This is a genomic window from Paenibacillus nuruki, assembly GCF_001721045.1.
GTDB classification, from domain to species: domain Bacteria; phylum Bacillota; class Bacilli; order Paenibacillales; family Paenibacillaceae; genus Saccharibacillus; species Saccharibacillus nuruki.
This window is the reverse complement of the sequence record NZ_MDER01000049.1, coordinates 1-12,032: the sequence shown is the minus strand read 5'-3', so window position 1 is coordinate 12,032 and position 12,032 is coordinate 1. Positions and strand designations below refer to the sequence as shown.

General features: G+C 37.4%; 12 protein-coding genes. 10 read left to right on the top strand and 2 right to left on the bottom strand.

Annotated elements, in window-relative coordinates; all coding sequences use genetic code 11:
- Positions 1-109 precede the first annotated feature (109 nt).
- Positions 110-1,162, bottom strand: coding sequence for a 2,3-butanediol dehydrogenase (locus PTI45_RS14900; RefSeq protein ID WP_069328396.1), 1,053 nt, complete (start codon positions 1,160-1,162; stop codon positions 110-112).
- Between the two features lie 348 nt (positions 1,163-1,510).
- Between PTI45_RS14900 and PTI45_RS14895 the strand changes: the two genes are divergently transcribed.
- The 8 genes from PTI45_RS14895 (at position 1,511) to PTI45_RS14860 (ending at position 9,575) form a co-directional block, all read left to right on the top strand.
- Positions 1,511-2,551 (top strand): LacI family DNA-binding transcriptional regulator, encoded by a 1,041-nt coding sequence (locus PTI45_RS14895; protein ID WP_069328395.1) that lies wholly within the window; start codon positions 1,511-1,513, stop codon positions 2,549-2,551.
- Positions 2,552-2,752: 201 nt separating this feature from the next.
- Positions 2,753-3,607: an SDR family oxidoreductase gene (locus PTI45_RS14890; RefSeq protein WP_069328394.1), complete on the top strand. Its 855-nt coding sequence runs from the start codon at positions 2,753-2,755 to the stop codon at positions 3,605-3,607.
- Between the two features lie 245 nt (positions 3,608-3,852).
- Positions 3,853-5,487, top strand: coding sequence for a helix-turn-helix domain-containing protein (locus tag PTI45_RS14885; RefSeq protein ID WP_069328393.1), 1,635 nt, complete (start codon positions 3,853-3,855; stop codon positions 5,485-5,487).
- A gap of 96 nt (positions 5,488-5,583) precedes the next feature.
- Positions 5,584-6,558, top strand: coding sequence for an ABC transporter substrate-binding protein (locus tag PTI45_RS14880; protein WP_069328392.1), 975 nt, complete (start codon positions 5,584-5,586; stop codon positions 6,556-6,558).
- 1 nt (position 6,559) lies between these two features.
- Positions 6,560-7,588, top strand: coding sequence for an NAD(P)/FAD-dependent oxidoreductase (locus PTI45_RS14875; protein ID WP_069328391.1), 1,029 nt, complete (start codon positions 6,560-6,562; stop codon positions 7,586-7,588).
- A 321-nt stretch (positions 7,589-7,909) separates the two neighbouring features.
- Positions 7,910-8,338, top strand: a complete 429-nt coding sequence (locus tag PTI45_RS14870; RefSeq protein WP_069328390.1) for an oxidoreductase — start codon at positions 7,910-7,912, stop codon at positions 8,336-8,338.
- Positions 8,339-8,463: 125 nt separating this feature from the next.
- Positions 8,464-8,994 carry a hypothetical protein gene (locus PTI45_RS14865; protein WP_069328389.1) on the top strand — a complete coding sequence of 177 codons (531 nt, stop codon included), beginning with the start codon at positions 8,464-8,466 and terminating at the stop codon, positions 8,992-8,994.
- 17 nt (positions 8,995-9,011) lie between these two features.
- Positions 9,012-9,575, top strand: a complete 564-nt coding sequence (locus PTI45_RS14860) for an AAA family ATPase (protein WP_069328388.1) — start codon at positions 9,012-9,014, stop codon at positions 9,573-9,575.
- Between the two features lie 28 nt (positions 9,576-9,603).
- Here PTI45_RS14860 and PTI45_RS14855 read toward each other — a convergent pair whose 3' ends face one another.
- Positions 9,604-10,206, bottom strand: coding sequence for a hypothetical protein (locus PTI45_RS14855; protein ID WP_069328387.1), 603 nt, complete (start codon positions 10,204-10,206; stop codon positions 9,604-9,606).
- A gap of 243 nt (positions 10,207-10,449) precedes the next feature.
- On the opposite strand from PTI45_RS14855, the gene PTI45_RS14850 reads away from it, so the two are divergent.
- Both PTI45_RS14850 and PTI45_RS14845 read left to right on the top strand, forming a co-directional pair.
- Entirely contained in the window at positions 10,450-10,977 is a 528-nt protein-coding gene (locus PTI45_RS14850; RefSeq protein WP_069328386.1) for a DNA topology modulation protein, read from the top strand.
- Between the two features lie 276 nt (positions 10,978-11,253).
- Complete coding sequence (locus tag PTI45_RS14845) at positions 11,254-11,898, top strand: FusB/FusC family EF-G-binding protein (RefSeq protein ID WP_069328385.1); 645 nt, start codon at positions 11,254-11,256, stop codon at positions 11,896-11,898.
- Positions 11,899-12,032: the final 134 nt, after the last annotated feature.

Genomic DNA, 12,032 nt, shown 5'->3' with positions numbered 1-12,032 from the left:
GTCTTTGTCTATAAAATATGAATAAAATCAATCATTTAAATAGAGATAGAAATATATCAATAAAAGTAGATGAGTTCTCCTCAATTAGACTCTATAAAGGTCTTAACGATTACAGACTCGGAGAAACCATAATTTTCACTTGGTTTTTTTCTTTTAGCAATGCTTCAAATCCTTGTTCTACAATTTCATTTAAAGCGATACGTTTGGTGACTAATTTCTCAGAAGAGAAGTAGCCTTGACTCATTAAGCTAATCACCGCAGGGAATACATCACGGTAACCGATAATACCTGTAATATTGCGCTCTTGCATGACGATCTGGTTCGGATGAATTGGAGCTTCTTTTTCAAAAATACTAACGATCATAATTTGTCCGCTCAGCTTCGTGGATTGAATCGCCTGTGTTAATACAACAGGTACACCTGTTACTTCATAAGCGACATCAGCTCCACCATTGGTTAGACGGTGAATTTCAGCAACGACATCTACTTCAGCAGGATTTAGACCAATAGCGCCTAGAGATTCGGCTGTTTGTCGACGTTCTTCTGATAATTCAACAGCATAGATTTCTGCTGCACCGGATGCTTTAAGTGCTTCGATCACTAACAATCCAATTGGACCTGCACCGAATACTACAGCACGATCACCGACTTTTAATTGACTTTGGCGTACAGCATATAAAGCTACAGCCGAAGGTTCAACAAGAGCACCTTGCTCATAAGACACACTATCTGGAATTTTGTGAACCATATGTTCATCAGCAGCGACATATTCGGAGAAACCACCGCCACCACCAGCAAGACCTAAGAATCCCATATGTTCGCACAGATTATATTTACCTTGCTTACAAGCTGTACATTTACCACATGCAAAAATAGGCTCTACGACCACACGGTCACCAGCCTTCACTTTGGTTACACCTTCGCCCACTTCAACCACTTGTCCGGAAAATTCATGTCCCATAACGACAGGGGCTTGTTCATGAGTTAATGGATGATTTGTTCCTTGAGAAATAAAGATAGGACCTGCTGCGTATTCATGCAAATCACTACCACAAATACCACACCACTCAATTTTGATTTTTACTTTGCCTGCGGATGCTTGAGGTTCTTCGATCGTTTCTACTCTTAAGTCTTTAACACCATGCCAACGCAATGCTTGCATTTCTGTCATCTCCCTAGTCTGAATATATCATTTTAAAGTTAATTATAAAATATTTTAGGAAACGTTTCCGAAAATTATAATGTCACATTATTGACATAAAGTCAAATGGTTTAGCAATAAAAAGTGATGATAATCATTGAAAAAAGAGATTCTTTTTTCATAAGAATAACCTTTAAATGAGATTATATAAGATCAAAAGGAGAGTTCAATAACGAAATAGAATCATGCGGATAATGCATTATCCCTTGATACAGCTTGTAGATCAGACTGCATGATATAATGGATGTAACTAATGAAAAATTTCAAAATAGTATGGAAACGATTCCGGTAAGGAAGGACGATCTAAAGATGACTTCAAAAAAAGTAACGATAGAAGATGTAGCCAAGCAAGCGGGAGTCGGCATTGCTACCGTATCGCGGGCATTAAATAACAGTACAGGGATCAGTCAAGCGACTAGAGCACGGGTACTACAGATTATTGATGAAATGGGTTTTACACCGAATACGTCTGCCCAAAGTCTCAAAATTCGTCAGACCCGTCAGATTGCGCTTGCAGTACCCGATATTCGTAACGCTATTATTCCTGATATCGCATGGGCAGTTGAACAAGCGGCAAAACAACATGGATACCGTGTGGTACAGATCAATACACTGGGAAATGCCAGACTGGAACTGGAAACGTTACGTGACATCAAAAAACTTCATGTAGATGGGTTAGTGATGATGCCACTCGCTTATCCCAAATCACTGGAAAGTCTTATTAATCGTGCAGGTATCCCGATATCGGTTATTAATTATAGTAAAAAGCTAAGCTCTGATCTCAAAGCCGATATTGTAGGCCTTGCCAAGCAAGAAGGCAAGTTAGTGATGGAGCACCTCATTCAGATTGGACGTACTCGAATTGCTTATGCAGGTGCACCCAAAGACAAGATTGAAGAACGTTATCTTGCTTATGAACAATCTGTGGGGCAGGTCGATGCTTCACTTGTTTATTTTGGCGAAGATTTCACCTTTGAGACGGGACGGCAAGCAGCGAATTATTTTTATCATCTCAAACATATGCCTGATGCAATCTATGCTGTAAATGATATGGTAGCGATCGGTATTGTGAATCGTTTCAAAGAATTAGGGGTGCGTGTTCCTGAAGATATCGCTATTGTAGGAATCGATAATAATTTATGGACAACGATCACGACTCCGCAGATCAGTTCAGTCTCGATTATGGGCAATGAAGTAGGTAGATTAGCCGCAGAACTATTACTCAAACGTATTCAGTCACCTGATAGAACTGAATATGAACGTGTCGAATTTGAACCCCGTTTAATTGTGCGTGAATCCAGTGTAGCATCGCATCATTACTCTCATATCAACAAATCTAGCGATGTATAAATTTATTTTGGTTACTTGACGAAACTTTATATTTTAAATATACTAACTTACATAAAGTAAATAAATGAATTTGTGCTTAAGATAACAAATTATTTTATTTTGCTGAATGTAATATGAATTGCATACGTTATTGATTATGATGAATAGAGCAAGTTGATTACAGATCAAAAAATAATGTGAGATACAATGGAGGTTGCGCTTATGAAATTTCTAGTTACTGGAGCTACAGGTCAATTAGGTTCACTAGTTATTGAGCAATTATTAAAAACGGTTCCTGCTAGTGATGTCGTTGCAAGTGTACGTGATCCGAAAAAAGCAGAGCATTTAAGCGCTCAAGGTGTAGAAGTAAGAGAAGGCGATTTTGCTCGTCCAGAGACATTATCTTCCGCATTTGCAGGTATCGATAAATTATTGATGATCTCAACTTCGCCGGGTAATCGTGTAGCAGAGCAACAAGCTGCAATCGATGCCGCTAAAGCCGCAGGTGTTAGCTTTATCGCATATACGAGTGCACCGAATGCTCAAGAAAGTACATTCTTTTTAACAGAAGATCATCGTCAAACTGAAAATGCGCTAATCGCTTCAGGTATCACCTATGCTATTCTACGCAATAACTGGTATTTGGAAAATGAGATGGGTACGATTCAAGCTGCATTACAAGGGGCTCCGTGGTTAACATCTGCTGGAACCGGTAAAGTAGGCTGGGCGATCCGTCGTGATTATGCAGAAGCAGCAGCTAATGTGTTAACTCATGAAGGTCACAATAATAAAGTCTATGAATTGTCAGGTCCATTATTAACACAAGAAGAGCTAGCAGCGATCTTAGCTGAAGTCAGTGGCAAAGATATTCCTGTTCAACAAGTGGATGATGCAACTTATGAACAAGTAATGAAAGAAGCTGGCGTACCTGTAGACGCTCTTCCATTTGTAGTTGGTATTCAGACGGCGATTCGTCAAGGTTCACTAGCTGTAGACAGTCAGGATTTCCAAAACGTATTAGGTCATCCGAATACACCACTTAGCGAAGGATTCCGTGATATTTTGAAGCAAAGCTAATTTAAATAAAGACGAATACTTTCTAATCTAGCAAAGAAAGCTTAACCCTATTTTGATCTCGATGATCTGTAAATAAGATTAGAACAGGTTGAGCTCAAGTAAGTCTGTTTCTACAGTTATTATGCTGTGGAGGCAGGCTTATTTTTTATATCCTATGATACAATACACAAAAAGCAATTGGAGCTTGCATACTATACAAAGTAGCTCAAGTTCTAACTTATTGGATGATAGTGAGGGAAATCGTGATGTCTGGTAAAAAGCAGTGGATTGTACAATGGAAATCAACACAAGCGTTAACCCATCAATGGATGTCGATCGGGGAATATCATTCTTTTATACATCCAGCATTCATTCTTATTATAGATGGACAGGCCATCTGGAAAATTAACGGTGAACGTGTTCAAGTGTCATTCGGTCAATTAATTGCAGTAGAAGCATACTCGTTGATCGAAGTGCTTGAAGGAGGTCAACTTGATTTGTCAGGTTGGTGCCTTGAATTTAATACATATGGTATAGCAGATAATACCTCCACTTTGACTGAATACCCATGGTCTGTTCCTGTAGAAGGAACGTATCAGAAAGTACAATTAACAGGCGGAATACTAACCAATATTAGCCAGCATTTGAGTCAAGAAGAAGCAGATCAACAGTACGAATCATCTATTAAGCATCCCTATATGATCTATGAATTGCTTAATTATCTGTATATGGACAGGATGCATCAACCCGATGATCAACAGACACTGACTCAAGGAATCATACGTTCTGCTGAATATATGCAGACTCATTATGATCAAGTGATTACCCGTAAGCAGTTAGCAGAGATTGCAGGAGTAAGTCCTTGGTATTATTCACGTAAATTTAGTGAGCGATTCGGGAAGTCACCGCTAGAGTATCTAGCTTCTTTTCGTATGTATCGAGCGCAAGAACAACTGATCTTTACACAGATCAATTCACAAGATATTGCCAAAAAGTCGGGCTTTGAAGATACGCATTATTTTAGCCGCAGGTTTAAGCAATTGGTTGGTGTTTCGCCAAGTCTATATGCTGACAGCTTGTCATCACGCAGAATAGTCTGTCTTTCTTCTACCTGTGCAGACATTATGATTCACCTTGGTATAATCCCTTATGCGGTGATTGTTACTCCGATTCTTTTGGCTCCCCATCAGTTCAAGCAATTCGAAGCCCATGGTGTGAAAATGGTGGAGATCGCGCAGTATGAGCAAGATATTGGGCAGATTCAGCAATTAGAACCTGAATTGTTGGTTGGCAATGTCTGGTCTGAAGAGGTGAGACAACAGTTACGTGCTATCGCCCCTTTGATTACAAGCTTGAGTATAGATGTAATGACATTACTGGAACAATTATCGTCTGTATTTAACAAGCAGACAGAAGCTCAGCAACTTCAAATTCAGTTAGAACAAGAAATAACTATCGCCAAACAAGCGCTACAACCGATCATTAACGCCAAAGCGACTATTATGGTTTTACGAGTAGAACCGTTTGGATATCGTTATCTTGGTGTAGATGCAGTGGGGATTGCCCGATTATTGTATCATCAGTTGGATTTGAGTGCGCCAGAGGTATTGCAAGAAGGTAAAGCATGGTTCAATCCGTGTACATTCGATTTGTTGTTGTCAGCCAATCCTGATTATCTTTTTATAGAAAAACGAATTATAGAGCAGTTCAGTACAGAAGAGAGCATGAACAAATTAATAGACAGTGATGTGTGGCAACAGTTAAAAGCTGTTCAGCAACAGCAAGTATTTGATATGGATACAAGGCTATGGGTAGAAGGACGTGGAATCCAAGGATATACGATGATTTTGGATGAAATAACGACTCATCTTAACCCTACTTCTAAAAATAGTGCACAATAATTCAAATCAATACGCACGATTCCCCATGTTAGGAAGAGTTGTTGTCTGATACTATATGATAATAATAATCATTATCATATGAGGAGAGATACATTTATGTCGCGTCGTTTGTTAAGTTGGGGAATAATCTTGATAGCATTTAGCGTGTTGATGTCCGCTTGTTCTAGCGGTTCGAATAAAGAAGCAAACACAGCAACAGCTACTGAACAAGCTACAGCAACCAAAGTAGTAAAAGATTATTTTGGAGAAGTCACTATTCCTGAAAAGCCTAAAAATGTACTGGTGCTTAGCTCGATCTATGCAGAGTATTTGATTGAAATGGGTGTGCCACCACAGATGGTGATTTTTGTACCGGAAGTAGAACCAGATTATCGTGCTCCTTATTTTAAAAAAAATGGAATTCAAATGATTGAAGCCGAGCAGTATCAATATAATTATGAACAATTGCTATCCTTGTCTCCAGATCTAATCGTAGGGATTGGAATAGGTATGGAGCCTGGCACCTATGAAGAGTTATCTAAAATTGCACCAACAGTAGCGATCAATGCAGATAGTGAAATGAAAACAGCTATGCCTGAATTAGCTAGTATTTTTGATAAAACAGAAACGTCCAAACAAGTACTAGCAGCATTCGATGCCAAAGCCAAGCAAGCTAGAGAACAGATTCAGCAAGCCATTGGCGACAAAACGGTATTGATTCTACGTGTAGAGTCAGAGCGTTATCGTGTGATGGGGCCTAAAGCGGCGAATAGTAGTGCATTCTTTTATCAGACATTAGGTCTACATAGCCCTGAAGCGATCAAAGACTCTACCGATTGGTTCTCTCCTATATCACTGGAAGCTTTACCTGATATGAATCCCGATTATATTTTTGTCGAAGATCGTATTTTGAAAGATCACGATAATACCGAATCAATGAAAAAATTGAAAGAAAATAAAGTATGGGCAAGTCTGACAGCCGTCAAAAACGATCATGTATTCCCTTTGAAAACCAGTGACTTTGTTCATGGAGTAGGACCTGTCGGTTCTGTGTTATTGATGAATAACGTCGTCGAAAAGTTGGTGAAATAAGATGAACCCTATTGAACAGCTTGATATTTATGATATCACTATTATTGGTGGTGGCCCTGCGGGGATGTATGCTTCTTTCTATAGTGGAATGCGAGCGATGCGTACCAAGATTATCGAAGCCAAACATGAACTCGGTGGCTTTATGCGTACATATCCTGAAAAATTAGTATGGGATGTAGGCGGCATTGATCCGACTCGTTGCGAGAACATTATTGATTCGCTTGAAAGACAAGCCAAAACATTTGAACCCACTATTGTATTTGGTCAGGAAGTGGCTCACTTGGAGCGGCTTGAAGATGGAGTGCTCATGCTTACCTCCAAAACAGGTGAACGTCATTACACACGGACTATTGTGTTGTGTATCGGTAGAGGGATGACTCAGATTCAGAAGCTAGATATTCAAGGTGCGAATCAATATGAACTGACCAATCTACACTACACGGTAACCGATCTTTCTCGATTTGCGGGTAAACGCGTACTGATCTCCGGTGGTGGAGATTCAGCAGTCGATTGGGCAAATGAGTTAGCAGGGTTAGCCAAAGAAGTCACTGTTGTGCATCGACGAGATGAATTTGGAGGACATGAACAACCTGTTGCACAAATGAAATCTTTTGCTAAGGTTTGCACACCTTATCGTATAGATCATCTACATGGTGCACAAGATAAAATAGATAGTGTGGAAATTGCGCATATGCATACGGATGAGCGACAACATATTGAAGTCGATGAAGTCATCGTCAATCACGGATACGATCGTAACTTTGGTAATCTAATGGAATGGGGCCTAGAGCGGGAAGATTACGGTGTATCGGTAGATCCACGTATGCGTACCAATATTCAAGGCGTGTTTGGTGCAGGAGATTGTATCACGTATGGAAGCAAAGTGAGACTGATCGCAGGCGCATTTAACGATGCTGTGCTTGCAGTAAATGCAGCCAAATTGTATCTAGAACCGGATGCTTCTCATATGGCAGGAGTCTCTTCTCACAATACACGTTTTTATGAAAAAAATAAAAATGTGAGTTCGTAAGTTAGCGTAGCAAGTATAGTGTGATGATGGATGAAGAAGTGAGTATACCCAATAACGATAGATCCAAAATAGCATAGAACAATAATCTAAGTAAGTATAAGCTAATTAGAAATAGAAGAAAAAAAACGAGCTAATCTGTAACCACTACAGATTAGCTCGTTTTTTAATAAGTAAAAAAAGTGAATATTAATTTTTTGATAGAGTCGAGATCGAATGAATGGATAGAAAAGAATCCTTATATCTTATTTGCGCAAAACAGCATGTTGAAAATGATAAAAGGACTGATATACTCAATAAAGAAATACATAATAAGGAGAATATATGCATAACATAAATCATTTACAATTAAATCCTACACAGAGATACGATGAGTTCGATCCTCAAAAAGATGGAAATAAAAATACAGAATTTATTGATTTTGTCATCGATGGTAAATCTCTTTATAACATGCTGAAAAAATATGATATGGTTCCTGTGTTAGGATGGGGTGGGGAAGAGCATCAAAAACAAATATTAGATTATTTGCTACTCAGACAGATGCATCCTTATCTATATTATAGATATCCGATATTGGTCTGTCCTTGGTGCGGGGATGAAGAATGTGGTTTTATATCTGTTCTCATAGAAAGAGAAGCAGACATGATCATATGGAGAGATTTTAAGCTAGAGCCTGATAATAAAACTATACCTATAGGACCCTTTTATTTTGAATGGGAACAATATCAGAAATTAATAAGTAAGACTAAATAACAATATAATGATTGAAGTATACGATGAATGTATTCCAATTAACTAATGAATGGCTAATTGATAATTATTTTTAATCAGTTTATACATTTATTTGTGATATGACGATAGATTAAAGGAGAGAAAACATGTCAAACTCTATATCGTTACCTCAAGGGTTGAACGACAGTGTTGAATCTATAGGTATGTCTAACGGATTAACATCTGTTTTTATCGAAGTGTTATCGATTAGTGGCTCTATATTGGCTAACACCAACCGTGAAAAAGAACTGATGATCTGGATAGCACAAAGAGATCAATCGATTGTAGGCATGGGAACAGTCAGTTTTGATATCGACAAAATGCCCTGGACGATTGATCACTTTTCAGTAGAAAAAAGCTTTATGTTGAAAGTAATTTTAAGAGCAATAGATGGGCTAGGTTGGGAAAAACTAAGTTATGAACCTCATCAAGAGTTTATTATAAGTGCTTTAAAACAATTTTATTCAATGATTGAAGTATTTACTCAGGAACATGTGAATATGGAAAGTTACATAGAATGGACAGAAATTGAAGAAGGTGATAATCGACCTACGATTCCAATAGGATATCCAAAATGCGAAAAGCATGATGTTTATTTAACCTGTCATGGGTGTGTGCTGTGTAATAGTGAAGTCTAAAGAATAGGAGAGTTTCTATGAAATTTATAATTTTATTTGGTCCGCAAGCAGTGGGGAAAATGACAGTCGGTCAGAGTCTTGTAGCTAAAACGAACTTTAAATTATTTCATAATCATATGTCGATTGATTTGGTGTCTAACTTTTTCGATTACGGTACGCCTGCTGGCAAGCGGTTGGTACAGGTCATCCGACAAGAGATATTTGAAGAAATATCCAAAAGTAATCTGGATGGACTGATTTTCACCTATGTATGGGCGTTTGATCTGCAAAGTGATTGGGATTATATCGAGAACATTTCTGATCTATTTCGATCTAGGGGTGCTGAAGTATATTATGTGGAACTTGAAGCTGATCTCGAAGAACGTAAGGTGCGAAATAAGACCGAGAATAGACTAATACATAAACCAACCAAACGAAATACCGAATGGTCTGAAAATGAGCTGATTGAAACAAATACACTGTATCGACTTAACTCCTTATCCGATGAGATTAAACAGCAACATTATTTACGGATCAATAATACTCATCTATCAGCAGATACGGTGGCAGACATGATTATAGAAAAGTTTAAACTAAAATAGGCTGTCTAGTTAAGGTAGCCTATTAAGACTAGTTCAGTTGATATCTTAAGTCCTTAGCCTGCTCCATAAATTCTTGTTGATTAGCAGCCATTTGTTCATACATTTTGATAGTGTCATTATAAATAGCTTCATCTCCAGTTTTTAAGTAGCGTTTTAGATTATCTATAATTTGTTTACCTGTATAACCTATAACCAGTACATGATCGCGAAGAGCTATAACATCAGCTTGCAAATCAGTGTCCTTGATTTGAGGTGTAGTGATTAATGAAAGAGCAGATAATTTTTTATCAATATTGTCTGAATAAGGTTGAATATTAGCCAGTATCTCATCTTCAGTCATTTCTTCAGATATATTAGCAGGTGTAACAACTTCTTGCATTTGTTGACCTATATACTGTATACCTTGCGTATAAGTTATCAGATATTTTTTAATATCTTCTTTTTGTTGTTTAGACAAAGTGGTTTCTGTTTTATTTTGTTGCTTATTTGTGTCTAGTGTTTTAGTTGTGCTCTCAGTAGTTGATGTAGAATCCGTACTTGAGTTAGTAATTTGTACATCTTCTTGTTGGTTAACACAGCCACAAAGGAGAATAATAACAGTAGCAGGTAATATTAACTTTTTAAATAACATGATTTCGCACATCCTATCATTTTTATATTAATGTATTAGTATTTAATAGAGTAAAATAGTTAAATATAACCAAATTCTTATTTATACTATCAAAGGATTAGGAATACAGCAATAAAAAATAGTATAAAAGAACTAATTTTAAATGAAAATTGAATAAATGATATAAGTTTTATATATCTACATCTATAGAGTTAGATATAAGCGAAATAATACAATGTATGGAATAAAAAAGAGGTGAAATTGATGGATCGGGTGATGGTGATAGGTTGTTCAGGTTCCGGAAAATCGACTCTTTCGCAAAAGCTTCATCAGGCATGGCAATTACCTGTTATTCACTTGGATCGTTATTACTGGAAAGCTAATTGGCAAGCGACAGAGTCTACAGAATGGGATCGGAAAGTAGAAGATTTTGCGTTAACAGATCGTTGGATTATAGATGGTAATTACTCCAGAACATTAGATATACGGATTAAGCGAGCTGATGTCATTATCTTTTTGGATATGCCTAGATGGTTGTGTATGTATCGGATTATAAAGCGAAGAGTGCAGTATCATGGCAAAACAAGACCTGATCTTAACAAAGATTGCCCGGAAAAAATCGACATTGGATTTATAAAATGGGTATGGAATTATAAAAAAAGAAATCGCGTGAGAACGTTAGAAAAGCTGGAACAAGTCGGAAAACATAAAAAAGTTATCATTATACGTCATCCGAAGCAGTTACAACAGTTTATAAAGCAATTGCAAAATGATAAGAATGATCTGTTATAACCACAGAATCTGGAATATAAAGTTGATTTTCCTTCTTAGCATTTCCCTGTTATAATTTGGATATACTACTGAATTGGGGGTCATACCGTGGCAATGTTGGTAGCAGTGCTAGATTGCTCGTTCACTACAAAGGCCTTACGCAAAGCCTAAACGGGGCGCATTTCTTTGTGTAGGGCGCGATAAGAACAAAGGATATCGCCCATGTTGTAGCGTGTTTTGGTATACGTAGGCTTTGCACCTTATGATTTGATGAATAATAATAAGGGGCTGAAAGCAATGCAAACACCATTTATCCAAAATTATCAATTGAATGTGATCAAAAAACAAGCAGATTTTCTTTTAAAAACAATGCGAAGTGTTGCAGATCGTAAAGTATTAGCAACCGTTAGAGAAACTGCTGTTATGAACGTTATAGAAGCTTTTAACGACTTGACCGCAGAGCAAAAAAGTCTTTTGGAACAGTTATCTACCTATGAAGCGACTCATGATCTGGAAAAGTATTTAGAACAACTGGATGTGTATGTGATTCCATTTCCAAAAGTGTCGCTCAAGCAGATTCAGAAGCTTTTCCCAAAAGCGAAAAAGCTCAAAACACCTAATCTAGAAGTAATCGATTATACACATACAACATATCTGAGATGGACAGATATTGCGACAAATCGTCTATATATTGTTTATCCGCATCAAGATCGGTTGGTCGGTATTGAGGGACAGATAACTTCGATGAATAAAAAAGGGTTTTGTATGTTCTGTAATCGACATCGTGAACTTGGATTTTTCAATGTGAAAATCAAAGCGAGTGGATCGCCGGATAATATAGCTTCTGTAGGTCAGTATATTTGTATCGATCATGAAGAGTGCAACCATAGTATTGCAGATACTGCTCCGTTGGAGAAGTTTATTTCTTCGGTAGGAAAATAATATTAATACCAGAAAAGGTCGCTCTTAGGAGCGGCTTTTTTGGTATATGTTGTTCATCTCTATCAGCAATAAATATTATTTCATCTGGAATATATCCATTTATTTCTAAATATGATATATTCCAGATGAAATAA